Consider the following 24,841-nt stretch of genomic DNA (forward strand, 5'->3'; position numbering starts at 1 on the left):
GCGAACTCGAGCTCGATGCGACCGTCAGGTACGCAGCGAGACTGCCGGTGAGCGGCGGGAGTGTCGACCGACGCAGCATTCAGTTTTTTCGAAGCTCAGGTCTACTTTCGCTATCGGTGACGTAGGCCAAGGCGCGCGAAGAAGCCGCCGGTGGACTTCTCCGTCACATGCCCCTCGCAGCGCTGGTTGCCTGGCACACCCTTCATGACCTGGTCGACGTGCTGGCCGCAGCCGGCCCAGGTGGTCTTCTGACAGGTCTTGCATTTGACGGCTCTGCACATGGTTGGTGCCTTTCGTTCGGATTTGATTTCACCTTATACCCATGGGGGTATTAATGAGATTAATCAAGGCCTAAGCGGATACTCTCGTTACCGTAGGTGTATCGTGCCAGCGTCGACCGTATGGGCGGCGAAGTGATAATGCGACGAGAGCGGTGCAGCATGAGCAGCGAACCCCCGATCAATGACGTCACAGACGACGACATCGAGGTCACCCACTCCAAAGCCTGGGCCGCCGGCGTACCGGGCGTGCTGCACTCCATGCAGCCAGCGATCACGCAGATGGGCGCTGTGCGGGGAATGCGCGCTCTGCTTTCGATGAACCAAAAAGACGGATTCGACTGTATGAGCTGCGCCTGGCCCGACCCCGGGCACCGCAAGGCCTTTGAGTTCTGCGAGAACGGCGCTAAAGCTGTCACCTGGGAGGCCACCCCGATCACGATCCCGACAAGCTTCTGGGCCGAGCATTCCCTCGACGACCTACGAGAGAAGAGTGAATACTGGCTTGGCATGCAGGGTCGGCTGGTCGAACCCGTCTACAAGCCCGCCGGCAGCGACCACTACCGCCCGATCAGTTGGCCCGAGGCCTTTCGGGTGATCGCCGCCAAACTCAAAGGCCTTGACTCGCCCGACCAAGCGGCCTTCTACACCAGTGGCCGCGCTTCCAACGAGGCCGCATTCGCCTACCAGCTGTTCGCGCGAGCGTACGGCACCAACAACCTGCCGGACTGCTCCAATATGTGCCACGAATCCACCGGCTGGGCCATGGGCCAGACTGTCGGCGTTGGCAAGAGCACGGTCAGCTACGATGACTTTGCGAAATCCGACCTGATTATCATCATGGGCCAAAACCCCGGGACCAACCATCCGCGCATGCTGACCGCGCTCGAAGAAGCCAAAGATGCTGGCGCCCAGATCGTCGCCATCAACCCGCTGCCCGAGGCCGGCCTGCGCCGCTACAAGAACCCGCAGCGGGTGCGCGGAGTGATTGGCCATGGCACGGACATCGCAGACCAGTTCCTGCAAATTCGTCTCGGAGGCGACATGGCGCTGCTTCAGGCCGTCTCGAAGCGGGTGCTCGACGCCGAGGACGCGGCCCCAGGGACTGTCCTTGATCAAGCTTTTCTTGACGAACACTGCGACGGGCTGACCGAGCTGCGACAGCATCTCGCCCAACTCGACGAGGGGACGGTGCTGGCTGCAACCGGCCTGCGCGCGGCACAAATCGATGAATTGGCGCAACGCTACCTGGGCGCTGATCGGGTGATCATTACCTGGGCGATGGGGCTGACGCAACAGAAAAAAGGCGTCGAGACCATCAAAGAAGTCATCAACCTACTCCTGCTGCGCGGCAACATCGGCAAACCCGGCGCCGGTGCCTCACCGATTCGCGGCCACAGCAACGTACAGGGTGACCGCACCATGGGTATCTGGGAGCAGATGCCGCCGGTTTTCCTCGACGCGCTGCAAGCCGAATTCGGTTTTGACCCGCCACGCGAGCACGGCGTTGATTCCGTCGACGGAGTGCGTGCGATGCGCGACGGAAAGATGAAGGTGTGGATCGGGCTCGGCGGCAACTTCGTCGCAGCCATGTCCGACACCGGCATTGCCGAAGCCGCCATGCAACGCACCGAAATGAGCGTGCAAATTTCGACGAAATTGAACCGCTCGCACGCCATCACCGGCGAGGAAGCGCTGATTCTACCGACGCTGGGGCGCACCGAAATTGATGAGCAGGCCAGTGGGGTGCAGTTTGTTTCCGTGGAGGATACGGTTTCTGCGGTGCACGCGTCGTGGGGCAAGCTCACACCGGTCGCGCCAAACCTGCTGTCGGAGGTTGCGATTATTTCGCGTCTGGCCAGCGCAACGCTCGCCGACTCGGTCGCCGTCGACTGGGCCGGATTCGAGGCCGACTACGACCGTATCCGTGATCACATCGCCCACGTGGTTGCTGGGTGTGAAAACTACAACGAACGCATCCGCCACGAGGGCGGGTTCATATTGCCGAACGGCCCGCGGGACTCGCGCACTTTTAACACGCCAATCGGCAAGGCCATGCTGACCACGAACACCCTCGAGTATCTCGAAGTGCCGGCCGGTCGTTTGGTGCTGCAGACCCTGCGCAGTCACGACCAGTTCAACACCACCATCTACGGCCTCGACGACCGCTATCGCGGCATCAAGAAGGGTCGGCACGTGGTCTTCATCAATAAGAAAGACCTGATCAACCTCGGTTTCACCGACGGTGATCTGGTCGACGTGCATAGCGAGTTCAGTGACAACGTCGACCGGGTGTTGCGCGGCTATCGGCTGGTGGCATATCCGACGCCACGCGGCTGCGCCGCCGCGTACTATCCGGAAGCGAATGTGCTCGTGCCGCTCGATAGCGTCGCCGACGGCAGCAACACACCGGTGTCGAAGGCTGTCATCATTCGATTGGAGCGTGCAGCGACCTGATTCTGCACTGGGCGTGGTGCACGGTCGCAGTGGTGAGACGGCGCAGTGTCGTTACGGCGCAGTGTCGTTACGGCGCAGTGTCGTTACTGCGCCGTGTTCACCCAGCCGGTTTGGTCGGGGCTTTCGTCCGTGGGCTGCTGGCAGACAGTTATCACGATCTCCGCTGCCCGCGCGGTGGCCGCGCGCGACGCCGTCGCCGAGTGGGCTGCCGCCAACCCGGCTGCATACCCGACGACGAATGTCGTTATTGGTGCGGCCATGGGACTGACCGCGTGGGCGGCTTCATCGGCGACATTGAGTATGACGTGGTTGTCCACCTCGAGGTCCAAAATTTGGAGTGCCTGGCTGAGGCGGCGGGTCCACTGCTGGAGAATTTCTTCGTCCACGGCGTTGTGGGTCATAGGAGCTCCTTCAGTTGTCGGGTGCGTTTGACGCATGACTGGTCTGAGCGTACCCCCCGCAAAGATATTTCGTGCGACGAAATAATGTGAAGGCGCTACCAGCCCGTGGTGCCTGCAGCACCCTTAAACGGTCCCACTATTTTATCGGTGATCCAGCCGCCGTAAAAGTCCCCGTCCTGTGCGCGCACCGTTTCACCGTCGACCGTGCACCGGTCCATCGCCCCCGGATAGATGGCGACCCGGTCGACCAACGATTCGTAACCCGTACTCGGTGTGGGATAGCACCAGGCGGCCCGAGGCCGGGAGCCAACCGAAAGGTATTCGGCAGCGCCCTTGTACTCGCAGTAGCTGTGGCCAGGAGTTGAGTGAAGCACGCCGGGCGTGAAGGCGCTCCGCGGCAGGTAATACACGGGTGGATGGCTGGTCTCGAGCACCCGCACGACATCCCGCGTGTCGGCGACGGTCACGCCGTCGAGTTCAATGGTGATGTGTTCCCCGGTGTGTTCGACGCGGGGTGGGCGTGGGTAGTCCCAGACGGATTCCTGGCCGGGGTGGATGGGGTCGCGTTTCACTGGCTCAATCATGATCCGATGCTAGGCAGGTAACCTGCGAAGAACTGTCGCCGGTACACCGATTCGCTGGTCGTAACAGGGCCAGGGTGACAGCGGCGGCCACCGCCATGAGCCCGGCCACCATACCAACGGTTCCGCCCCAGCCCCATCGCACGAAGAACAAGCCCCCCAGCCAACCGAACAGGCTCGACCCCGCATAGTACGAGAGGTTGTATAACGACGACGCCTGGGCCCGACCGACCGTGGCTTCGGCACCGGTCCAGCCTGAGGCAACGGCGTGGGCGGCAAAGAACCCGGCCGTAGCCACTAGCACGCCCAATAGAACGATCACGAGCAGGGGCGACAGGGTCAGCAGCACTCCCGTGGTCATACAGACAAGCGCACTGAGCAGAACCGACCAGCGGCCGAATCGAGCCGCGAGAATGCCGGCCTGGACCGACGACCACGTGCCGGCCAAGTAGGCCACGAAAACGAGACTGATCAGTGCTTGCGGCAGGTTGAACGGGTCGTTGGCGAGTCGAAAACCGAGGTAGTTGTAGAGGGCGACGAACCCGCCCATCAGTAGAAACCCCTGGGCATAGAGCGCGAGCAGGCGCGTAGACCTGAGGTTGGTGCGCAGCAGCACGACCAGGCTCAGATCGGTGCCGCGCGCGCGCACACGGCGAGGAACGAAGCGGCGGGGCACAAAGCCGCGGGGTACCGGAATGAGTGTGATGAACAGTACGGCCGACACGGCGCACAGTACGCCGACGGAGAAGACTGCGACGCGCCAGTTGATGAGCTCGGTGACCGGCCCGGCCACAATGCGCCCGAGCAACCCGCCGATCGTGGTACCGGCGACATAGGTTCCGGCTGCGCGGGCGGCGTGACGCGGCTCAATCTCCTCACTCAGGTAGGCGATCGCGATAGCCGGCACACCGCCGAGCATCAACCCCTCGACGAAACGCCCGGTGAGCAACAGCGAGAAGGTGGGCGCGAAGGGCACGAGCAGTCCGAACACCGTCGCAGCGATCACCGCGATCGACATGGCCCGTACGCGGCCGAGCCGGTCGGCAACCAGCGACCAGGGGATCACGCCGACGGCCAGGCCGAGCGTCGATGCGGAGATGACGAGGGCGGCATCCGCTGCGCTGACGCCGACATCGTCGGCGATTTGAGCGAGCACAGCCTGCGGCGAGTACAACTGGGCGAAGGTGGCGATACCGGCGAAGAACAGGCCAGCCAGCAGCTTGCGATAGTCGGAGCTGCCGTGCGAATGCCCGTTCCAGCCAGCGGATGCCTCAGCGCGGCCCGGGTGCGCGAACGCCATCACTGGGCGGTCACGACTCGGGGCACGTCTTCAGCGTACGCGTGCGGAAGCGTCAGCAGGTGCCAGGGGAGTCGGGCTGCATCTGGCGCACGAGGCGTCTGCGTACCCACAGCGGCATTCGCGACTATTCGCCAACACTGTGTGCGGGCTGGGAGTGTGTCCGGGCCATAATGCGCACGGAATATCTCCTTCGGTAGGGTGGTTTTGGCCAGGGTGCACGCTGTTAGGTCCGCTCACCGTGACAGATTGACGTTCCTACATCGACCGAGCAGCCTCACCGTCGGTGGGTGACATCAGCGATAAAGTCACCGGCGAGACAGACACCGGAGCACTTAAATTTCGAACGAGGAGATAGATCCATGACTGCAGTTCCCAACATCACCCTCAATAACGACACCACGATTCCGCAGCTCGGATTCGGCACCTTTCAGATCACCCCGGAGACGACCAGGGCGGCGACCCTCGCCGCTCTTGAGGCCGGCTACCGACACATTGACACGGCCGAGATGTACGGCAATGAAAAAGAGGTCGGTGAAGCTATCGCAGAGTCTGCGCTGAATCGGTCCGAGATCTACGTTACGAGCAAGCTCAACAATGGGTTCCATGACCGTGCCGACGCCCTGGCCGCTTTCGACCGCACCCTGGACGCCCTCGGCTTCGATTACCTCGACCTGTTCCTCATCCACTGGCCGATGCCAGCGGTTGGCGACTACGTCGAAACCTGGAAAGCGATGGAGGAAATGCACCGCTCCGGCCGCGTCAGGACTATTGGCGTGAGCAACTTTCAACAGGCGCACCTGCAGCGCCTGTTCGACGAAACCGACACAGTGCCGGCCGTCAACCAGATCGAGGTGCACCCGTACCTCACGCAGGACGCGCTACGGGCATTCAATACCGAGCACGGCATTGCGACCGAGGCCTGGTCGCCGCTCGCGCAGGGCGCAGTTCTCTCCGACCCGGTGATCACCGGGATCGCCGACCGCCTCGGTAAGTCCGCCGCTCAGGTCACCCTGCGCTGGCACCTGCAGCGGGGCGATATCGTCTTCCCGAAGTCCGTTACCCGCAGCCGAGTCGACGAAAACTTCGCCCTGTTCGACTTCGTCCTCACCGAAGCGGATATCGCCGCGATCACCGCCCTGAACCGCGACGAGCGCACGGGCCCGAACCCCGACGAGTTCAACTCCATCCCTTAGTTTGTCGTTGGCGCCAGCTGAAGGCTGACGCAGCCAACAAATTTGGTTACAGTGTTCGCATGAGCGCTGATGCGGTGGTTCTGAGGGTTGCCGGACCGCACGGGTCGCGCGAGGTGCGCCTCTCGAGCCCGAGCCGAGTGCTCTGGCCCAAACCAGGAATTACCAAACTCGACCTCGCCCACTACGTCATCGTGGTGGGCGAGGCGTTCGTGCGAGCCAACGGCGACCGTCCGCTGTCGCTGCAACGCTTCAGCGGCGGCATCGACGGCGAGCAGTTCTTCTCCAAGAACCCGCCGAAGGGCGCGCCCGACTATGTGCGGTCCGTTCCTGTGGTCTACCCGAGCGGGCGCACGCATCCGCAGCTCGTGATCGACGAAGTGGCCGCCGCGGTGTGGGCGGTGCAGATGAATACGATCGTGTTTCACCCGTGGCCATCCAGGGCCGAACTTTCGGATAATCCCGATGAGCTGCGTATCGACCTCGATCCGCAGCCCGGAACAGATTTCGCCGACACCGTGCCGGTCGCCATTGAGCTGAAGAATTTGCTGGCTGAGGCTGGTCTCACCGCATTCGTGAAGACCTCGGGAAATCGTGGGCTGCACGTCTTCGCGCCCATCAAGCCGAGCCGCGAATTTCTCGATGTGCGGCACGCGGTCATCGCCGCGGCGCGCGAGCTGGAACGACGGATGCCCACCCGGGTTACCACAAACTGGTGGAAGGAAGAGCGTGGCGAGCGCATTTTCATCGACTACAACCAGGCCAACCGGGACCGCACCATGGCCGGTGCGTACAGCCCCCGGCCGCTGCCGCACGCACCGGTATCCTGTCCTCTGGAATGGAGCGAACTCGCCAAGGCCGACCCGCGTGCGTTCACGATTCTCACTGTTCCGGACCGCCTGCACGATCAGGGAGACCCGTGGGCGACGATGCATGAGCAGCCCGGCACGATCGACACCCTGCATTCGTGGTGGGAACGCGATCTGGAAGCCGGGCTGGGCGAGTTGCCGTTTCCGCCGGACTTTCCCAAGATGCCGGGGGAGCCGCCCCGGGTGCAGCCGAGCCGCGCCCGCCGCCCGGAGTAGTACGCTGCGCGGGTATTGCGGCCTGGACGAAACTCCGGCGCGGTCAGTTCAGAATGCGCTCGCCGGGTACGGGCGGCTCGGGCGGGGTACCGGCGCCGAATGGGCGGCCGCCGAGGTCAGCGCGAGAATGCGGTGCCAGCCAGGCCGCAGCATCCGGGCCCTTGGGCACGATGCCACTGGGATTGATGTCCACGTGCGTCACGTAGTAGTGCTTCTTGATCTGCTCGAAGTCGATCGTGTCGCCGAAGCCGGGCGTCTGGAATAGGTCGCGGGCGTAGGCCCAGAGCACCGGCATCTCGCTGAGCTTGTTGCGATTGCACTTGAAATGTCCGTGATATACCGCGTCGAAACGGGCGAGCGTGGTGAACAAGCGGATGTCGGCCTCGGTAATCGTGTCACCCACGAGATACCGCTGCCCGGCGAGACGCTCCTCGAGCCAATCCAGGCGGGCGAAGAGGGCGTCGTACGCCCGCTCGTAGGATTTCTGGCTGCCAGCAAAACCGCACTTGTAGACGCCGTTGTTCACGTCGTGAAAGATGAGGTTGGCAACCTCGTCGATCTCGGCCCGAAGCGCTTCTGGGTAGAGGTCAGGGGCGCCGGCTCGATGGTGCTCGATCCACTCGAGCTCAAAATCAAGGGTGATCTGCGGATAGTTGTTGGTGACGACCTTGCCGCTTGGTACGTCGACGATCGCCGGCACGGTAATGCCGCGCGGGTAGTCGGGAAAACGGGCGAAGAACGCCTGCTGCAGGCGTTCGATGCCGAGCACCGGGTCGACCCCTCCCGGGTCGAGGTCGAAGGTCCAGCTGTTCTTGTCGTGGGTGGGGCCGGGCAGGCCGAGCGATATGACGCCTTCGAGACCCAGAAGGCGGCGCACGATCGTGGCGCGGTTCGCCCACGGGCAGGCGCGGGCCGCGACCAGCCGGTAGCGGCCCGGTTCGACCGGCCAGCCGTCTCGGGCATCGCGGGTGATGCGGTCCTCGATGTAGTTGGTGTCGCGGTTGAAATCTTTGCCGGGCTGAATGTAACTGGGGTTCAGGCTCATGTACCCACGCTACGCGACTGGCACCGAACCGGCTGGGTCGGTCTAGACCTCGCCAGCCAACTCTGTCGTGATCTCCGCGTCGGTGCGCGCATCGACGATGCCCCACATCATGTGCGTTGGGCCGCTGCCGTCGCTCGGCTCGACCCGTGGCCGACTGGCCCAGCCGTGCGCGACGGCGGCGGCACCGAGTTGCGCCAGCGACGCGCTGATTAGCGTCTTGCGAATCTTGCCAGCCAACACGCTGCCATCGGGTGCCAGCCGCCAGCCGCGTTTGTGGGCGAGAACCCGCCCGATTTCTTCGTCGTTCAGCCAGCGCGAAAAGCTGCGGGTGGGCGGGTCGATGGCGATCAGCTTCATGCTGACACTGTACCCGCAGCCCGCGTCCGGCCAGTGGCAGAGGGTCCTGTGACTCGTGCTAACGCCTGATCCGGGTAATAATCACAGGAGCACCCAACGAACACTAAGGAGAACCAACCATGAGCAGTCGTCTTAACCCGTATCTCGGCTTTCGCGACAACGCCCGCGAGGCAATGGACTTCTACCAAGGCGTGTTCGGGGGCGAAATCACGCGAACCACGTATGGGGAATTCAACGCGAGCGAAGATCCGGCCGAGCAGGACAAGATCATGCACTCGGAGCTGACGACCACGAGCGGGTTCTCGCTGATGGCGTCGGATACCCCTAACGGCATGGAGCTTCCCACGAGCAGTAGCGTCACCGTCTCCATCAGCGGCGATGACGAAGCCGAATTGACCGGCTACTGGGATAAACTCCTCGACGGCGGCACAGCGGTCATGCCGCTGAGTAAGGCGCCCTGGGGCGACAGCTTCGGTATGCTGACCGACAAGTTCGGTACTTCCTGGATGGTCAATATCGCGGGAGCGTCCGACTAAAGAAGTTTCTGAGCGCGATGGTGTGTGTGCGCCTATGCTGAGGCCGTGATGAATGCATCGGCAACACACATCGCTCGCGACGCGAGCAACAGTTCGGCACTGCAACTGCTGGCGCGGCTGGGTTTCGCCGTCAACGGGCTGCTGCACATCCTCATCGGGTCCCTCGCGATCACCGTTGCGGTAGGAGCCGGCAGCGGCTCCGCCGATCAGAGCGGGGCTCTCGCCCAGCTGGCCTCAAACCCCGGTGGCGTGTTCCTACTGTGGACCGTCGTCGTCGGCATGTTCGCCCTGGGGCTGTGGCTGCTCGTCTCGGCGTTTGTAATGCAGGGCGATCCCAAGCGCAAGTGGGCTCGTCGTCTGGCCAACGTTGCCAAAGCCATCGTTTACTTTGCTCTCGGCGCTACCGCGCTGACTTTCGCCCAGGGCGGCTCGTCCAGTTCGGCGGGCAGTACCCAGAGCGCCAGCTCGTCGCTGCTTTCATCACCCGGAGGCGCGATTTTGCTGTTTCTTGCGGGAGTGGCCGTGCTCGGCGTCGCGGGCTACTTCATCTATAAGGGTGCGGCGCAGAAGTTTCGCTCAGACCTCTCCGTGCCCGGTGGAACGGTCGGGCGCGCGGTCGTCGTGCTCGGTGTCGTCGGGTACATCGCCAAGGGCATCGCTCTCGGGGTGGTGGCGATTCTCGTCGGCGTCGCCGCGCTCACCCGTGATGCCAGTAAGTCCACGGGGCTCGATGGAGCCCTCAAGGCGCTCGCTGCCCTGCCCTACGGAACGATTGCGCTAATACTGATCGCCATCGGCCTGATCGCCTACGGCGTCTACTGTTTCGTTCGGGCCAGGCGAGCGCGATTGTAGTCCGCGCGCCGCATGGCGGGTATCCCAGGCGATCACAGCGCCGAGTATGACGAGCGAAATCGACAGTGAGGCGAGGGCATCCGTCGCCCAGTGGTAACCCAGATAGAGGCGGCTGATCGCGGCGAGCCCGATGCAGACCAGGGCGATGGTGAATCCGCCGATGACCGCCCGTCGGCTGTGACGCCGGGAGACGATCAGATAGGTGAGAACCAGAACAAAATCGGCGGCGCCGAGAACGTGCCCCGACGGAAACGAGAAGGAGTGGTCGGCGCCGAAGAGCATCAGCTCGACCGGTGGACGGCTCCGAGCGATGAGGGGGAGCAGGATCTGGGACAGAATGACCCCGGTCAGCATGGCGATGGCGAGCAGGAGCGGTCGCCACGCGTGCTTGCCCCAGAAACCCCAGGCGACGGTCAGGACCAGCACGATGATTGGCAACGCCACCGGCCCGAAGACGATGGCCAGAGCGATCATTATTACCGTGAGGGTCGGAGACCGTCCGTCGACCAACCACAGGCGCACCGGAGAATCGTAGAACGACGACCGGTCGGGTTGCAGCACGTCAACGAGTACGGAAGCAAAAAGCACGATACCGACGCTCACGACTGTGATCGCGATCAGACGCAATCGGCGACGGTCTGGCTCGGAGAGCGGCCGCGGGTCGATGATGAATCTCTCAAAGCGTGTGCGCCACACCGTTGTGGGCCGTGTATCGCTCATGTCGCGTCCTGTCTAGTGATGACGTGCCGGAGAAGAGGATGGTTCGTGGCTACTGCTGACTCCGCCGAAGCCGGCGTTCGCCGTCAAGTTTTGCAGCCAGCGGCGCCCAGACTACAACGGCAATGCCCGCGCCGAGAAGCAGGGCGCCTATCGTGTCGGTCAACCAGTGCGCTCCCAGATAGGTTCGGCTCAGCATCATGGCCAATGTGTACGCGGCTCCGAGCGCCCACACCCAGATTTTTGGAAAAAGAAGTGCAAAAATCATGGCCATGACGGCCGCATTCGCCGCGTGTCCCGACGGAAACGACCCAAAATCGACACTGACCAGAATGTCCTGGGGACGCATGCGCCCGAACAGGTGCTTGAGTAGCTGCACAGCACCGCCGGTGAGTATCGTCGCCACCAGATAATAGCCGGCCGCCCAATATCGCCGAGCCAAAAGCAGCGCGCCGACGATCAGCGCCGGGATCAGCAGCGATGCGGTCAGCCCGGCGCCAAGGTAATTGAGCACCAGCGCCGGCACATTCAGAATGGGTCCGCGAAACTGGTCAATCCAGATCATCCAAGCCCGGTCAATGGCGAGCGACCCAGCCCCGGTAGATTCAGCGGCGCCGCGCAGCACCACCAGATAGCCGAGGAATACGGTCAGCAGGAGCGCAGCGAGACCGCTGATCAGTGGCCACCAGCGTGTGACCCGTGCTGCGCGTGGTGCCGCAATGTCCTCCGGATGCCGATCACTGACCATGGAGCAATGCTAGATCGTGCCCGCACTATTCGATCGTGATATCGGCCGGTATTTTGTCGGGACGCCATCCCCGCCAGGACGGCTGGCGCAGCCGACCGGTTGCCGTCCACTCGGCGAACTCCACCTCGGCGACAAGAGTGGGGCGCACCCAAACCGCGCCTTGGGCATCCGTTGGGGGAATATCGCTGAACGGTGTGGTCTTGCGAACGAGCCCGGTCAGTCGGGAACGGATGTTGGTCAGGTCGCGTTCCCCGAATCCCGTGCCGACCCGGCCCACGTAGCGCAGCCCCCCGTCGGTCGGTACTCCCAGCAGCAGCGAGCCGATCGCGCCGGACCGGTTGCCGCGGCCGGGTCGCCAGCCGCCCACCACCACTTCCTGGTGGCGGAAATGTTTGATCTTCACCCAGTCGCGGGACCGGCGACCCATCGTGTAGCGCCCGTCGAGCCGTTTGGCCATGACCCCCTCCAGTCCAAGTTGGTGGCTGGTGTGGAAGGCCTCGGAAAAGTCACCCTCGAACCGCGGCGGCACCTGGGTTGAGCCGGTCGCCGTGACCGTGGACTCGAGCCGGTCGCGTCTCGCGCTGTAGGTGAGCGCGGTGAGTGGGTGCCCGTTTTCTTCGAGCAGATCAAACAGCATGAATTGCACGGGCGCTTTCTTGGCTGCCGCGGCGATTTCCCGAGCCTCGGTAAGTTTCATCCGCGTCTGCAGGAGGCCGAAATCGGGCCGCCCGCGTTTATCGACGGCCACAATCTCGCCGTCGAGCACCGCGGAATCCGTTTCTGACCGTGCTGTTACCGCGGCGAGCAGGTCGGCCACGAGATCTGGATACGACGCGGTTACATCGTGCCCGTTGCGAGTGATCAGGCGAACAGTCTGCTCGCGCAGCGACACATAGGCGAGGGCCCGCATCCCATCCCACTTCATTTCGAAGGCCCACCCCTCGTTGCCGAGGTCGGCTTCGGAGCCGGCGGCGGCAAGCATGGGGGAGTAAGTGTTCTTCGGCGCTGCGGGCGTGATGGTCGCCGCGGGGTTGCTGTGCGGGCGGGCATTCGTGCGTGAGCCGCCAGAAGCCCCAATGTTCGGCTTCATGCGGTGAATCAGCCAGTTGTTCGTTGCCTTGCTGCTGTGATTGTCGCTCGTGCGAATGAGGGCAAACCGGGCGGTGCCGCCAAGCCCGGAGTCTGGTTCGCCGTGCAGGGTCACGATTATCTCGTCATCGCGCCACTTTTCAAGTTCGTACTTGCCGCGGTCCCAGATCGACACGTCGCCGGCACCGTATTCTCCGACCGGAATATTTCCCTCGAAACTGCCGTACTCAAGGGGATGATCCTCGACGTGTACCGCGAGCCGGTTCTGCGCGGGTGTTACCGGCACGCCGCGGGGCAGTGCCCACGACACGAGCACCCCGTCGTGTTCGAGCCGAAAGTCCCAGTGCAGGCTGCGGGCGTGGTGTTCCTGAATGACGAACGATGTGCCATCGGATGCCGCGGCTGCCGCGGCCGGCACCGGTTCGGGGGTCTTCGCGGCGTCACGCTTGCCGCGGTACACCGTCAGGCGGTCCGGCGTGACGAGCGGCGGGGTCGAGCCTCCGCTCGCCGCATTGGAGTCACTCCCAGAGCGCTCGAAGGACCCGGCTGTGAGTAGCGCGAGCGGATCTTCCCGTCGCTTCAGGCGTGCGAGTACCTGCTTGTAGTCGAGCTGCTCGAGGTCGGCCGAGGCGAGCTCCTTCCAGGTCCGCGGGGTTGCGACCATGGGGTGGCTGCGCCCCCGCAGTGAGTACGGCGTGATGGTGGTCTTCGCGGCGTTGTTCTGGCTCCAGTCCACCAAAACTTTGCCGGGACGTAGGCTTTTCTTCATATCGCTGACCACGAGGTCACGGTGGTCGGCCTCGAGGGCGCGTGCCAGTTCGTGCGCCACGGCCGAGATCTGCTCGGAGCTGTAGGACAGGTCGAGCGCTGCATACAGGTGGATGCCCTTGCTCCCGCTGGTCACCGGCATCGGGTCGAGACCCATGTCGTTCAAAATGGCGCGGGCCAGTCGCGCCACCTCAGCGCACTCGAGCAGTCCGACACCCGGCCCCGGGTCGAGGTCGAGCACGAGCCGGTCGGGATTGCGCGGGGTGCCGGTACGACCGAACTGCCACTGCGGCACGTGAATTTCCAGAGCGCTCATCTGCCCGAGCCAGGTAAGGGTGGCGAGGTCGTTCACGAGCGGGTAGATGTTCACGTGGTCTTTATGCTGGATCTCGCGCCGTTTCACCCAGCTCGGCGTCGATGGTTCCAGATTCTTCTGAAAGAACATCGCGCCAGGGGTCTCACTGGTCCCGACGCCGTGCACCCAGCGTTTGCGGGTGGCAGGGCGGTTCGCGGCGTGGCCGACGAGCACGTCGGCGATCGCTGCGTAATAGGCCAGGACGTCGGCCTTTGTGGTTCCGGTCTCTGGGTACAAGACCTTGTCGAGATGGGTGAGCGTAATGCGCTGCCCCTCGACGGAGACCACCTGGCTGCTGGCGTTCATGCGTCAACTGTGCCGCGGAAACTCCGTGTCTACTAGGCGACGAATGTCTCATTCGGGTGTGTACTGGTCGTATGAGAAGCATCTGGACCGGTGCGATCACCTTCGGGCTCGTCAACGTGCCCGTCAAGGTGTACAGCGCCACCGAAGACCACGACGTCGCACTGCACCAGGTGCACGATGCCGATGGGGGACGCATCCGCTATCAACGGCGGTGCGAGATCTGTGCCAAAGTCGTGCCCTTTGACCACATCAACAAGGCTTTTGACGACGGCGAGCAGACCGTGGTGCTCACCGCTGACGATTTCAAGTCGCTGCCGGCCGAGCACAGCAAGGAGATCGACGTGGTCGAGTTCGTGCCGAGCGACCAGATCGACCCGATCATGCTCGACAAGAGCTATTTTCTCGAACCCGACGGTAAATCATCGAAGGCATACGTGCTGCTGCGGCGCACGCTCGAAGCCACCGACCGCACCGCGATCGTACACTTCGCGCTGCGGCAGAAGACCCGTCTCGGCGCGCTGCGCGTGCACGGCGATGTGCTGATGCTGCAGTCGCTGCTGTGGGATGACGAGGTGCGTGAGGCTAAATTTGCGTCCCTCGACGAGCGGGTGAACATCAGCGCGAAAGAGCTCGACATGTCGGCGGCGTTGGTCGAGTCGTTTGCGGCCGATTTCGCACCGGATGCCTTCAACGACGATTATCAGGATGAGTTACGGGCGCTCATCGAGGTCAAGTTGAAGAGCGGCGATGCAGTGTCGACCGAGGCAACCTTCGGTGAATCAGCGGAGGAGGGCGAGGGCGGTGAGGTGCTCGACCTGATGGAAGCACTACGGCGCAGTGTCGAGGCCAGCCGTGACCGAGCCAAGCCGACGCCGAAACCGAAGCGGGCCCGTTCGGCCTCCTGACCCGGCCGGCCCGAACATCATGACCCGCGGGAGTTGCGCCGCTGCGCGGGAGGCGGAACTCCCGCGCACTGGCGCAGCTCCCGCGCGATGTGCCGCGCGGCTATTCTGGCCAGGCCAGAACTCCCGCGCACTGGCGCAACCCCCGCGCTCACCGACCCCGTCGTGTCGGGCATTACCCGGTTTGAGCCCCACCGACACCGAGCTTGCCCGCATCACCTGGCCATTGAGCTCGGACTCATGATTGTGGGGGAGCAACTGCCCTCCGAACGTGAAGTGCCATAGTCAGGCAGCACGTGTCGGTGCTGCACGACTCCATGTTCGTCGGGCTCGCTCAGGGTTAGACCGAATTCAGTGGTGGCGCGTGGAGTAGCAACGCTGTTCACCGCCTCGGCATTCTCTACAACGGCGATTAGTGAGACACGCCGACCAGCCGCTCGATGGCGGCGAGGGGGATCGGCAGCCAGGTCGGGCGGTTACGAACCTCGTAGACGGCTTCATAGAGTGCCTTGTCGAGTTCGAACGCATCGAGCAAGGCTTTTTGGTCGGCAAGTTTGACGCCGGAGCGTTCCGCATAACCGTTGAGGAAGGCATTACGGCAAGCCGTGGCCCACTCGAAAATAGTGGGTCCGGCATCCGTCGTTTCGCCGGCGACGGGTTTGCCCGGCACCGCCACCCCGGTCAAGTCGGGCATCGCTGCCGTCATAGCACCCGCAACGTAGGAGAACGATCGCAACATTCCGGCGACATCGCGCAGCGCGATATCGGGCCGAGTGCGTTCCCGCAGGGTGCGCAGAGGTTCACCCTCAAAGTCCAGCAATACCCAGCCACGATTCCGCACGTCGAGCACCTGGCCGAGGTGAAAATCACCGTGAATGCGCTGCAATCGCGGCCAGGTCGCTGTCTCCGCGCGAGCGAAGACAGCCTCAATGGCATCGCCGTGCCTGGTCAGAATCGGTACTTCGTTCAGGACCTGGCTGCAACGCTGCCGCATCTTGGCCATTTCGGCGGCGATGACCGCTGGGGTCACATCCAGCGTCGGCAAAGTACGGGCGAGGTCCTCGTGTACATCGGCGGTGGCCTGTCCCAGTCGAAAAGCCGGGCCAGTGAAGTCGCTGCCGGCAGCAGCAGCGACCAGGGCTGTACGCCATGCATCTGGGGCGTCGGGCAGAAACTCCTGGGCAAATACGAGATGGCCGACAGCCCGACTGTCAGGTTCGGCGGGGTCATCCCACTCGCCAAGAATGTCACCGAAAGGGACCGGGATCCGCGCTGATCCGGCCCTGGCCAGGGCTGCCTGCACCACGACATCAGGATTCTCACCGGCATGAATGATGCGAAAAACCTTGCAGATGATCGGCGTTGTCGGCGCACCGGTTGCGTCCGTGCGCTGCACGATGATCGAGGTGTTGGATTGCTCACCGTTGAGGACGCGACTGGATACCACCGTAGCCTCCCGAGGGGCGTCGGAATCCGGTCTCAAGTCCTCACCGTGCGCACTGACGGCGGTGCGATCGGTCGCCGGAGCGCCGGTCGAACTCGTCACGCCCCGCAGCTCTATGAAGCTGAGCACTGCAGCGGCGAAGATCGGATCATAGGCGGCGTCATAAATAAAGCGTGCTCGGTCGGAGCCGGGCCTGCGCACGGTGATCAGGGCATTGGCTGAGCCGGCAAGTTCAAAAACCCGCTCCGTGGTCGGCAGTTGGTAGAGGGTGAGGCCCAGACTCGCGGTATCCAACATGAGGTCGATGCGAATGGTAACGTCCGGGTCGACCGAGTTTAGGGAGAAGTGGCCGATGCTGCGAAGAGCCGGTACCTGCCCCTTATTGCCGAACCACCGCTGTGTCGATACCCACGCGTTGACATAATCGGGCATCGGGGTGCCTCGATGGGCCGGGGCGAGGTCAGGATTAGCGGTGGGATCTGTATTCGGGGCGCTGTCTCCATCGATCATGCCGTCAGCGTATCCTCCCCGCCCGGATTAAGTCGGCGTGTTCGGGCGTGCCGTTGCGGTGATTCGCGCGGCAGATGTCGGCGACAGCGCCGCGAGGAGAGATGGGCGAACTGGGCTGTCACGAACATCTCGCGCGACACGCCCCGTGTGCGCTGCCAACCGGTCGAGGAAACCGGGCAGCGGCACGCGTTGGATTCAGGACGTCGCGGCCGAGCAGTTAAGCGGAGACGAGTGCGTGCGGCAGGCGCGCGGGTTCAACGCGAATGCTGGTGCGTTCGCAACCCGTGCACTTAAGAACGTAGCGGGGGAGCGAGAGCCGAAGGGCTTGCGCGGGGTTCGGTTTCAGGTCGGCCTGTGACTTGCAAAACGGGCAGGTAATTCGCATCGAGGGTTGTCCCTTGGCTTGGTTCTGCGCAAGCGATAACTCGCGTCAGATAGACCATAGGGGGCAATCGCCTATTGCCGCACCCCCTTGAACTTCTCGCCGATTTATGTATACAGAGCAGTTCGTCTGTCCCCGTTTCGGCGGACGTAAGCTCAAACCCTCTGCGGCGGGCCAAATAACTGGATTCACCGACTGCCGATTGTGTATACAGACACTCCTGCAGACCATCCGCGAACGCCTCGACCTGCCCCGGGCGACGCCCGGGACGAACGGCCAGCCACCGTTAGTGACGGCGGTCGTCTCTAGACGGACGCCGCGAGCAGGCTCACGACGACGGTGTCGCCCTTGGTTGACAGCTGGCCGACCTCGGTGAACCCGAGACGGTCGTGGAAGGCGAGCGACCCCGGGTTCGGCGGCTCCAGGTTGACCTCACACAGCACCTCGGCGAGCAGCTCGCGGCGTGCCGCGCCGAAGATCGCGTCGTACAGCACCTGGCCGAGGCCCTGCCCGCGAAACCCGTCAGCAACAACGATGCGGTCGACGTAGAGAAAATCCGTGGACCGGCTGGCAAACCAGCGGTAGTTTTCGCTCTCGTAGTCTGCCCCGGCGACAAACAAGATGGCGAACCCGAGCGCAACATCGGGCGCGTCGTCGGCAACGACAGCGACCGCGAGGTGGCTGTGTTCTGCGAGGGCGGCCAGCGCCGGGGCGTCAAGCTCATTGACCGCGGGCACGGCTGCATTGTTGAGGGCGAGCAAGCGCGGCAGATCGTCGGGCACGAGAGAACGAATAGAGAAGGTCATCCATCAACGATAGGCCTCGCAACGAGCTGAGTACGCGGCCCACGGTCGGCCAGGCTCTGGCCGACCCGAAGCCCTGACAGAATAGACTGTCGCCGTTTCCCTGGCGACTCGTTCGAGGAGACAACGGCGTATGACTCAACAGGTGAGCACCAATAACTACCGTGCAGCACGCGACCAGCTTCTGGCCCTGCGCGACGATCACGCTCGCGCCGCGCAGGAGTTTCGCTGGCCCGATGTGGGAGAACACTTCAACTGGGCCACGGACTGGTTCGACGTGCTTGCCCGCGGCAACGACAAAATCGCGCTGTGGATCGTCGAAGAAGACGGCAGTGAGCAAAAGCTCACCTTTGACGAAATGGCCCATCGTTCCGATCAGGTTGCAACCTGGTTGACCAGGCAGGGTGTGGGGCATGGCGACCACGTCATGCTCATGCTTGGCAACCAACGGGAGATCTGGGAGGCGATGCTCGCCATCATGAAGGTGGGCGCCGTCATCATGCCCACGAGCGCCGTACTCGCCTCGCACGACCTGACCGACCGGGTTCGCCGCGGCGGCGTCAGCCACGTGATCGCCAACTCGGCTGACGCGGCCAAATTCGACGACGTTGCGGGCGACTACACCCGCATCGGTGTCGGCGAGGCCCGCCCCGGGTGGGCCGACTTCGCGGATGCCTATCGGGTCACCCCGGAACCCATCACGACGATCGTGGCATCCGCTGACCCCTCACTGATCTACTTCACCTCTGGCACGACGAGCAAGGCCAAGATGGTGCTGCACTCGCAGACCTCCTACCCGGTCGGCCACCTCTCCACCATGTACTGGCTGGGCCTGCGCCCCGGTGACGTACACCTCGCCATCAGCTCGCCTGGCTGGGGCAAACACGCCTGGAGCTGCTTCTTCGCCCCGTGGATCGCCGAGGCAACCGTGTTCGTCTACAACTACTCCAAGTTCGACCCGGCCGCGCTTATCGCGCAGCTGCACCGCGCCCAGGTCAGCACGTTCTGCGCCCCGCCGACGGTGTGGCGCATGCTCATTCAAGCGGATGTCGGCGCCCGCCCGGCCAGCCTGCGCGAGTTGCTCTCGGCTGGCGAACCGCTCAACCCCGAGGTCATCCGGCAGATCGATAACGGCTGGAAGCTGACCATCCGCGACGGATTCGGCCAGACCGAGACCACCGCAATCGTCGGAAACGGGCCCGGTTCCGTACTGAAAGCCGGGTCGATGGGCCTGCCCCTGCCCGGCGTCTCGATCAAGCTGCTCGACCCGATCACCGAGCTGCCCGCCGACGAGGGCGAAATCTGCCTCGACCTCTCGCAGAGCCCGGTCAACCTCATGAGCGGCTACCACGGCGAACCCGACCTCACCGCGCATGCCATTCGGGGCGGCTTCTTTCACACCGGTGACGTCGCAACGGTGGATGCCGACGGTTACCTCACCTTCATCGGCCGCACCGACGACGTTTTCAAATCGAGCGACTACAAGGTGTCGCCGTTCGAGGTGGAGAGCGTGCTGCTCGAACACCCCGCGGTCGCCGAAGCCGCCGTCGTTCCCGCGCCCGACGCGACCAGGCTGAACATTCCCAAGGCCTACATTCATCTCGCCCCGGGCTGGGAACCGACGGCGGAGACCGCCGAAGCAGTCCTGCGACACGCCCGCACCGGGCTGCCGGCCTACATGCGGGTGCGGCGGGTGGAGTTCTTCGATCTGCCCAAGACCATCTCGGGCAAGATTCGCCGGGTCGAGCTGCGTGAGCGTGAAAATGACGCGGTCGCTACGGGTACCCCTCTGCCGAACGAGTGGCGCGACGACCAGTTCTCGGAGCTCAAGCGCTAACAGCATCCGCTTAAAAGACGGGACTTACGGCCCGTGACGCGCCCTGGCGGCCTCGATACCGATGGTTGCGATACAGCTGGGACGTTCCGAGTTTCACCTGCCAGTACTGCCACAACCCGGATACCTGGACGATGAGGACGGCGCACACACGCCGATGGATGACGTGCTGGAGCGCATTCGTCGATATTAAAGTGCGTTCGCGGCGACCGGCGGCGGGGTGACGCTCTCGGGCGGGGAGCCGCTGATGCAACCCGCTTTGGCGCCGCCCACGGCCTCACGACGTTCTAGTAGCGGGCGAGCAGTTCCGTCTTTTTGGTGAGGAATTCGGCATCCGTCACCACACCGGCGTCACGCAGTTGACCCAGTTGGGTCAAGTGCAGGGCGATACCGGTGGATGCCGCGGGCGCGAGTTCGCGACGGATGGGTGCAGCATTCAGAGCCGCGACCGGCTCCGGAATGATGGCCGGCCCGTGCACGGCAGCGGCTAATGGTGCGGGCGGGGCTGCGTGCCCGGCCTGGGACATGCGGTCGATCCAAGCCAGGGCGATCGCTGAGAGAATGAACACCATGTGGATGATGACCTGCCAGAGCACGCCGTCCCAGGTGTAGACGTTGCCGGTGATGGTCTCGCTCGGGCTGGAGTCGATGGGGGTGCCGCGGGCGGCCAAATCACCGACTTCGATGAAGGTCTTGAGCAGGTGGATCGACGAAATTCCCACGATGGCCATGGCAAGCTTGACCTTCAGCACGTTCGCATTGACGTGGCTGAGCCACTCCGGCTGGTCGGGGTGACCCTCCAGGCGGATGCGCGAGACGAACGTCTCGTAGCCACCGATGATGACCATGATCAGCAGGTTTGCAATCATCACGACGTCTATCAGGCCGAGCACCGAGAGCATGATCGCGGCTTCTTCAACGTGGATTCCGCCGTCGTCGCCGGGCACGGTCAGTGAAGTCCAGACGTCGCCGCCGAGGTTAATCAGCTCGACCATGAACACGATCACGTAGATAATCTGCGCGATGATGAGCCCGATGTAGAGGGGCGCCTGCAGCCAGCGGCTGAAGAAGATCATGAGCCCGACGCTGCGGACCCAGCGGGACTGGGGACGGAAGGGGCGGGGGAGGGCTGTTTCAGTCACCGGTTGATCATAGGTTGGGTCCGCGTGGGAACCACCTGTGAGCGGGCGCGGTCAACTGGTCTTCATCGACCGGACCAGCACGCGCGAATCGACAGTCGCGGAATCCAGCCCGAGGAGCGCGGCGAAATGAGCGGACGGCTCGACGCCGAGTTCGCGGCTCAGGTGGGCGCGATAACTGCGGTAGACCTGCACCGCCGATGCATAGTTGTCTTCGGCGAGGTGGCAGCGAACGAGCAGGTGCTGGGCGCTCTCGCGGAGGGGATCCACCAGTGCTGCAGCACGCGCCGCACCCAGGGCATGGCTGAAACTGCCCGCTACCAGATAGAAGCGGGCCAGGGCTTCCAGGGCGTCTACGCGTTGATGGACCAGGTGATCCTGTTGGTCGATCACCCATTCCTCGTACCAGCCCGGCAAGAGCGTGGCCTCCTGCAGCAGATCGATCGCTTCCGGCGGCACGGGCCGGCCGCCGGTCAGCGTGATCTCGGTGACCAATTTCCGCACCTCACGCAGATCAACACGCACGGCAGCGTCGAGCTGCAGCGGCTCGTTCGCGCCGAGCAAACGTGGCAGTTCATGAGAGATGCGAAAGACGCTTGCCCGGAGGTTTCCGGCCGACTGACGCTCGGGGCTGTCCGGCCAGAGCAGAGCGGCGAGCACGTGCCGCGGCTGGGTGTGCAGCACGGCGAGGGCGGCGAGCAAGCGCTGCTGCCGCGCACCTACCTCCACCGGCACGCCGTTGTAGCGCAGCTGCCAGTAGCCCAGCACGCGAAGATCCCAGCCCGGTAGTGCCGAAAATCCCATTAGTGCTCGATCCGCGAAAGAGTGCACAGCGGGCCCGCACCGATGAGGCGGGTGCTGCTACGCCCAGAATGGCCAGCCCGGGCGTGGTTGTCAATGCCGCAACCCCCAAAATGAATGCTTCGGCATGCGCAACCCGTCTCGTGATTCGTCGCCTGAGGCTGTGCCGCCTGAGGCTGTGTCGACTGAATAACTCACCGGTAACGCCGACGGGGTTACCCTCAACCGGCACGAACTCTCGAGATGGGACGGCCATGAGTCAATTCGCACTCTGTGTGGGCATCAACCGGTTTGAGAACCTGCCGATGGCCAGCTGGCTGAACGGCTGCGTGAACGATGCCGCCGATGTTTGCGCCCTGCTCGGCGCGGCTTACGGCTTCGCCGACTCGAGCATCACCGTACTGACCGATCAGGCCGCGACCAAGGATGCCGTGCTCGGGGCGATGACCGAGGCGCTCGACCGCGCGAATACGCCGGGGGAACACCTCGACCACATCGTGTTCACCATGTCGAGTCATGGCACCCAACTTCCCGACACGAGCGGTGACGAGGCCGACCAGGTCGACGAGGCCTTTGCCACCTATGACCTGCGGCAGAACGGTGCCGTCTGGGACGCGAGCTCCCTGATCGTCGACGACGAACTGCACGATCTGTTCACCCGGCTGCCTAAGGGAGTGCTGCTCGACGTGATTCTCGATACCTGCCACAGTGGCAGCGGGCTGCGCGCCCTGGATCTGGTGCCCACTGTCGACGACCGACGCCCCCGGTTCGTTCCGCCGCCGACACCGCTCGGCCGGGATGGTGCCGAGGCTGAGGGCGCGGACACCCGCACGCTGCGGGACCTGGTTCGTTCGTCGACGTCCGCTGCCAAGCCGGTTTTATTCGCCGCCTGTCGGGCCGATCAGACCGCTGCGGATGCAAACTTCGGCGGGCGGTACAACGGGGCGTTCACCCGCTTTCTACTCGATGCGCTGCAATCCGGGTCCGCTCCGAGCCGTGCGGCGGTCATCAAACAGGTCAACGCAAAGCTACGCGCGCGCAAGTTCGCCCAACGGGCGCAATTGGAGGCATCCGCTCCCGGAAAATCGACCGCGTGGGGCACCGCGTTCTAGCGTCACGGATGAAACGTCGGCCGCCTATGCACTGAGACCACTGGGGGCGTAGCGGCGATCTTTGAAGTCGCGCCGGGCAGCTGAGGCGCGAGCGGCGGGGCGGCATCCGTTACGCCAGTGCCCTGGACGGCGGCGAGCTTGGCCCGCTGCCGTTCCGGGTCGAGAATCGGTTTGAGGGCAGCGAAGCTGAGCCGGCCACCCTCATCGAACCGTAGTTGCCCGCCGCCTCGAATGAACACCGGTACCCGGGTGTTGAGGCCGAAACGGCGCGCTTCCACGGCGCTTAGGCGAAACTCCTGCGTGAAGGTGGCCCCAATCTCCGAGACCACAAAACCGTCGGGTCCGACGCGCAGAGTGGGGCGCACCCGCTCGACCACAATCGGCCGCGTCGGGTCGATTTTCGCCGCAGCGAGAAGCGTGGGGTTTTCCCAGAGAAACCGCACGATCTCCTCCGGATCGGAGCTCAGGGCGGCGAGTCGCACCGGATACCGCAGGGCGGTAAAGGTGGACACGCCGTAGAGGTCGGTGGGCGTTGGCAGTGCAATTCCGGCTTCGGCGAAGGCCGTCACCACGACGCCGCGGTAGTCGAGGTCGTCGTCGGGCACGACCGCCTGGTCGGCGGCGAGGATGCCGCGCAGCAGGTCTTCCCACGTCACATCAACTGGCGGCATGTAACCGAGGCTGCGAATAAGCATGCTCAATACCTGACGCCCAACGGATGCTCCGGCGCGCGCCACCTGGTACAGGCTCGAGCGTCCGCCGGGGAGGTCGAGGCGCATTAGCCACAACCGGGCCACCACGCGCAGCAGCACCTGCACGATCGCCCCGCCGCGCAGGTGCGGGTCGCTCAGCGTGCGCCAGTTCGGGGCAAGTTCATCGGCCAGGGACGGCCGGGCCGACCCGTGGGTGAAGAGGCCATCACCGAGGCGGAACAGGTCGCTGCGCAGCAGATTTTCATCGAGGGTGTCGAGGTCAAGGCTGTCGCCGCCGTTCTGGGTCAGCAACTGCTCCACCAGTGTCTGCGTGGAAAATACCGACAGCAGTGCCACGAGGTCGGCGATGGCTTCGTGCAGTGCGAGCTGGTCGGTTTCGGCGTGGGAATCTGCCCATTTCGGCCGGTACCCGTCGACGATGGCGTGCGTGACCTCGTGCGCCACGAGGTCACGAAAGAGGGCGAGCGGCACCGCCTTCTCAGCGCGGCCGTCTCGTTTGTGCCCGAAGCGAATCAGGCCGTCGTCGCGATAATAGCCAGACTCCCGGTAGGAAACCCGATCGTAGGCGCTGATTGTGAGCCGGCCACCGCCTACCCAGCCCATGCGCCGCCCCAGGGTCGATTCGAACAGTGCCAGGGTGGATGCCGCCACCGCGTACACCTGCTGTGCCAAAAACCGACTGTCCTGAAGTAAGGCCGCGAGACTGTCGGGAGGTCCTTCGTCGACGACCATCCAGGGTGGGGTGCGGGAGCCGAGTTCGAGACTGAACGGTTTCTCGCCGGGGCGACGCACAATCACGTCGAACCGGGCACTCCGCGGCCCTGGACCGATGCGCTCGACGGGCACCCGCAGGGTCGTCGTGAGCGGTCCGTCGGGGCCGCGGGTGAACGGTCCCTCTACCAGAACAGTCAGGCTCACCTGTAGGCCGCTGTGTGCCGGATTGCTTGATTCCGGGTCGGTACCAGTCGTCATGGCGGCCCCCGCAGAATCCGTTTGTGCCTGCAATATGCAACCGAATACCAGGCCTGTCAAGGCGTTGCCCTGCAATACGCGTGCAGTAACACCGCAGTAACGCTTCAGCGCCATAATCACATTGCCGATCTGTGCGGCGGCCCACCTGTTCGACCCTGAAAGGA

The 24,841-nt window shown here is 63.9% G+C and carries 21 protein-coding genes; 8 read left to right on the forward strand and 13 right to left on the reverse strand.

Features of this window, described 5'->3' with window-relative positions; genetic code table 11:
* Positions 1-440 precede the first annotated feature (440 nt).
* Entirely contained in the window at positions 441-2,735 is a 2,295-nt protein-coding gene (locus tag E3T39_RS07800; RefSeq protein ID WP_134514144.1) for an FdhF/YdeP family oxidoreductase, read from the forward strand.
* An 83-nt stretch (positions 2,736-2,818) separates the two neighbouring features.
* On the opposite strand, the gene E3T39_RS07805 is transcribed toward E3T39_RS07800, so the two are convergent.
* The 3 genes from E3T39_RS07805 to E3T39_RS07815 all read right to left on the reverse strand — a co-directional run bounded on the left by E3T39_RS07805 (position 2,819) and on the right by E3T39_RS07815 (position 5,017).
* Positions 2,819-3,136 carry a DUF6457 domain-containing protein gene (locus tag E3T39_RS07805; protein ID WP_134514145.1) on the reverse strand — a complete coding sequence of 106 codons (318 nt, stop codon included), beginning with the start codon at positions 3,134-3,136 and terminating at the stop codon, positions 2,819-2,821.
* A 95-nt stretch (positions 3,137-3,231) separates the two neighbouring features.
* Complete coding sequence (locus E3T39_RS07810; RefSeq protein ID WP_134514146.1) at positions 3,232-3,720, reverse strand: DUF427 domain-containing protein; 489 nt, start codon at positions 3,718-3,720, stop codon at positions 3,232-3,234.
* Positions 3,713-5,017 carry an MFS transporter gene (locus E3T39_RS07815; RefSeq protein ID WP_134514147.1) on the reverse strand — a complete coding sequence of 435 codons (1,305 nt, stop codon included), beginning with the start codon at positions 5,015-5,017 and terminating at the stop codon, positions 3,713-3,715. The genes E3T39_RS07810 and E3T39_RS07815 overlap by 8 nt, the downstream gene beginning before the upstream one ends.
* Positions 5,018-5,376: 359 nt before the next feature.
* On the opposite strand from E3T39_RS07815, the gene E3T39_RS07820 reads away from it, so the two are divergent.
* On the forward strand, positions 5,377-6,210 hold the full coding sequence (locus E3T39_RS07820; protein ID WP_134514148.1) for an aldo/keto reductase: 834 nt from the start codon (positions 5,377-5,379) through the stop codon (positions 6,208-6,210).
* A gap of 59 nt (positions 6,211-6,269) precedes the next feature.
* On the forward strand, positions 6,270-7,292 hold the full coding sequence (ligD, locus tag E3T39_RS07825) for a non-homologous end-joining DNA ligase (RefSeq protein WP_134514149.1): 1,023 nt from the start codon (positions 6,270-6,272) through the stop codon (positions 7,290-7,292).
* 43 nt (positions 7,293-7,335) lie between these two features.
* Here the strand turns inward: ligD and E3T39_RS07830 are convergent, their stop codons facing one another.
* Together E3T39_RS07830 and E3T39_RS07835 are read right to left on the reverse strand one after the other, a co-directional pair.
* The gene (locus E3T39_RS07830; protein WP_134514150.1) at positions 7,336-8,337 is read right to left on the reverse strand and encodes a glutathione S-transferase family protein; all 1,002 of its coding nucleotides are present in this window, start codon (positions 8,335-8,337) and stop codon (positions 7,336-7,338) included.
* 42 nt (positions 8,338-8,379) lie between these two features.
* Positions 8,380-8,694 carry a hypothetical protein gene (locus E3T39_RS07835; RefSeq protein ID WP_134514151.1) on the reverse strand — a complete coding sequence of 105 codons (315 nt, stop codon included), beginning with the start codon at positions 8,692-8,694 and terminating at the stop codon, positions 8,380-8,382.
* A gap of 119 nt (positions 8,695-8,813) precedes the next feature.
* Here E3T39_RS07835 and E3T39_RS07840 point away from each other — a divergent pair, with 119 nt between their 5' ends.
* Both E3T39_RS07840 and E3T39_RS07845 read left to right on the forward strand, forming a co-directional pair.
* The gene (locus E3T39_RS07840) at positions 8,814-9,230 is read left to right on the forward strand and encodes a VOC family protein (RefSeq protein WP_134514152.1); all 417 of its coding nucleotides are present in this window, start codon (positions 8,814-8,816) and stop codon (positions 9,228-9,230) included.
* A 48-nt stretch (positions 9,231-9,278) separates the two neighbouring features.
* On the forward strand, positions 9,279-10,082 hold the full coding sequence (locus E3T39_RS07845) for a DUF1206 domain-containing protein (protein ID WP_134514194.1): 804 nt from the start codon (positions 9,279-9,281) through the stop codon (positions 10,080-10,082).
* Here E3T39_RS07845 and E3T39_RS07850 read toward each other — a convergent pair.
* Genes E3T39_RS07850 through E3T39_RS07860 form a run of 3 tightly spaced genes read right to left on the reverse strand, consistent with a single transcriptional unit; the run spans position 10,008 to position 14,065 of the window.
* A complete protein-coding gene (locus tag E3T39_RS07850) occupies positions 10,008-10,802 on the reverse strand; it encodes a phosphatase PAP2 family protein (RefSeq protein WP_134514153.1) in 795 nt (264 codons plus the stop codon). The two genes, E3T39_RS07845 and E3T39_RS07850, sit on opposite strands and share 75 nt — an antisense overlap.
* Before the next feature lie 49 nt (positions 10,803-10,851).
* Positions 10,852-11,547, reverse strand: coding sequence for a phosphatase PAP2 family protein (locus E3T39_RS07855; RefSeq protein ID WP_134514154.1), 696 nt, complete (start codon positions 11,545-11,547; stop codon positions 10,852-10,854).
* A gap of 25 nt (positions 11,548-11,572) precedes the next feature.
* Complete coding sequence (locus tag E3T39_RS07860; RefSeq protein ID WP_134514155.1) at positions 11,573-14,065, reverse strand: ATP-dependent DNA ligase; 2,493 nt, start codon at positions 14,063-14,065, stop codon at positions 11,573-11,575.
* Positions 14,066-14,136: 71 nt separating this feature from the next.
* Here E3T39_RS07860 and ku point away from each other — a divergent pair, with 71 nt between their 5' ends.
* Positions 14,137-14,970: a non-homologous end joining protein Ku gene (gene ku / locus E3T39_RS07865; RefSeq protein WP_134514156.1), complete on the forward strand. Its 834-nt coding sequence runs from the start codon at positions 14,137-14,139 to the stop codon at positions 14,968-14,970.
* Between the two features lie 409 nt (positions 14,971-15,379).
* Here ku and E3T39_RS07870 read toward each other — a convergent pair whose 3' ends face one another.
* Both E3T39_RS07870 and E3T39_RS07875 read right to left on the reverse strand, forming a co-directional pair.
* Positions 15,380-16,921, reverse strand: coding sequence for a maltokinase N-terminal cap-like domain-containing protein (locus tag E3T39_RS07870; protein ID WP_134514157.1), 1,542 nt, complete (start codon positions 16,919-16,921; stop codon positions 15,380-15,382).
* Between the two features lie 687 nt (positions 16,922-17,608).
* Positions 17,609-18,109 carry a GNAT family N-acetyltransferase gene (locus E3T39_RS07875; protein ID WP_134514158.1) on the reverse strand — a complete coding sequence of 167 codons (501 nt, stop codon included), beginning with the start codon at positions 18,107-18,109 and terminating at the stop codon, positions 17,609-17,611.
* A 130-nt stretch (positions 18,110-18,239) separates the two neighbouring features.
* Here E3T39_RS07875 and E3T39_RS07880 point away from each other — a divergent pair, with 130 nt between their 5' ends.
* The gene (locus E3T39_RS07880; protein WP_134514159.1) at positions 18,240-19,943 is read left to right on the forward strand and encodes an AMP-binding protein; all 1,704 of its coding nucleotides are present in this window, start codon (positions 18,240-18,242) and stop codon (positions 19,941-19,943) included.
* 284 nt (positions 19,944-20,227) lie between these two features.
* Here E3T39_RS07880 and E3T39_RS07885 read toward each other — a convergent pair whose 3' ends face one another.
* Positions 20,228-21,082 carry a TIGR00645 family protein gene (locus E3T39_RS07885; RefSeq protein ID WP_241979590.1) on the reverse strand — a complete coding sequence of 285 codons (855 nt, stop codon included), beginning with the start codon at positions 21,080-21,082 and terminating at the stop codon, positions 20,228-20,230.
* 51 nt (positions 21,083-21,133) lie between these two features.
* The gene (locus E3T39_RS07890; protein WP_166784085.1) at positions 21,134-21,847 is read right to left on the reverse strand and encodes an AfsR/SARP family transcriptional regulator; all 714 of its coding nucleotides are present in this window, start codon (positions 21,845-21,847) and stop codon (positions 21,134-21,136) included.
* A gap of 287 nt (positions 21,848-22,134) precedes the next feature.
* Between E3T39_RS07890 and E3T39_RS07895 the strand changes: the two genes are divergently transcribed.
* Positions 22,135-22,992: a caspase family protein gene (locus E3T39_RS07895; RefSeq protein ID WP_134514161.1), complete on the forward strand. Its 858-nt coding sequence runs from the start codon at positions 22,135-22,137 to the stop codon at positions 22,990-22,992.
* 2 nt (positions 22,993-22,994) lie between these two features.
* On the opposite strand, the gene E3T39_RS07900 is transcribed toward E3T39_RS07895, so the two are convergent.
* Positions 22,995-24,677 carry a gluzincin family metallopeptidase gene (locus E3T39_RS07900; protein ID WP_134514162.1) on the reverse strand — a complete coding sequence of 561 codons (1,683 nt, stop codon included), beginning with the start codon at positions 24,675-24,677 and terminating at the stop codon, positions 22,995-22,997.
* Between the last annotated feature and the right edge of the window lie 164 nt (positions 24,678-24,841).

The organism is Cryobacterium suzukii, assembly GCF_004403185.1.
In the GTDB taxonomy this organism is placed as follows: domain Bacteria; phylum Actinomycetota; class Actinomycetes; order Actinomycetales; family Microbacteriaceae; genus Cryobacterium; species Cryobacterium suzukii.

Coding starts and splice junctions, on each gene's coding strand:
- E3T39_RS07810 (WP_134514146.1), bottom strand. CDS start 3,720: ATGATTGAGCCAGTGAAACGCGACCCCATCCACCCCGGCCAGGAATCC.
- E3T39_RS07845 (WP_134514194.1), top strand. CDS start 9,279: ATGAATGCATCGGCAACACACATCGCTCGCGACGCGAGCAACAGTTCG.
- E3T39_RS07800 (WP_134514144.1), top strand. CDS start 441: ATGAGCAGCGAACCCCCGATCAATGACGTCACAGACGACGACATCGAG.
- E3T39_RS07880 (WP_134514159.1), top strand. CDS start 18,240: ATGACTCAACAGGTGAGCACCAATAACTACCGTGCAGCACGCGACCAG.
- E3T39_RS07835 (WP_134514151.1), bottom strand. CDS start 8,694: ATGAAGCTGATCGCCATCGACCCGCCCACCCGCAGCTTTTCGCGCTGG.
- E3T39_RS07895 (WP_134514161.1), top strand. CDS start 22,135: ATGAGTCAATTCGCACTCTGTGTGGGCATCAACCGGTTTGAGAACCTG.
- E3T39_RS07805 (WP_134514145.1), bottom strand. CDS start 3,136: ATGACCCACAACGCCGTGGACGAAGAAATTCTCCAGCAGTGGACCCGC.
- ligD (WP_134514149.1), top strand. CDS start 6,270: ATGAGCGCTGATGCGGTGGTTCTGAGGGTTGCCGGACCGCACGGGTCG.
- E3T39_RS07830 (WP_134514150.1), bottom strand. CDS start 8,337: ATGAGCCTGAACCCCAGTTACATTCAGCCCGGCAAAGATTTCAACCGC.
- E3T39_RS07875 (WP_134514158.1), bottom strand. CDS start 18,109: ATGACCTTCTCTATTCGTTCTCTCGTGCCCGACGATCTGCCGCGCTTG.
- E3T39_RS07850 (WP_134514153.1), bottom strand. CDS start 10,802: ATGAGCGATACACGGCCCACAACGGTGTGGCGCACACGCTTTGAGAGA.
- E3T39_RS07840 (WP_134514152.1), top strand. CDS start 8,814: ATGAGCAGTCGTCTTAACCCGTATCTCGGCTTTCGCGACAACGCCCGC.
- E3T39_RS07860 (WP_134514155.1), bottom strand. CDS start 14,065: ATGAACGCCAGCAGCCAGGTGGTCTCCGTCGAGGGGCAGCGCATTACG.
- E3T39_RS07900 (WP_134514162.1), bottom strand. CDS start 24,677: ATGACGACTGGTACCGACCCGGAATCAAGCAATCCGGCACACAGCGGC.
- E3T39_RS07870 (WP_134514157.1), bottom strand. CDS start 16,921: ATGATCGATGGAGACAGCGCCCCGAATACAGATCCCACCGCTAATCCT.
- ku (WP_134514156.1), top strand. CDS start 14,137: ATGAGAAGCATCTGGACCGGTGCGATCACCTTCGGGCTCGTCAACGTG.
- E3T39_RS07820 (WP_134514148.1), top strand. CDS start 5,377: ATGACTGCAGTTCCCAACATCACCCTCAATAACGACACCACGATTCCG.
- E3T39_RS07815 (WP_134514147.1), bottom strand. CDS start 5,017: ATGGCGTTCGCGCACCCGGGCCGCGCTGAGGCATCCGCTGGCTGGAAC.
- E3T39_RS07855 (WP_134514154.1), bottom strand. CDS start 11,547: ATGGTCAGTGATCGGCATCCGGAGGACATTGCGGCACCACGCGCAGCA.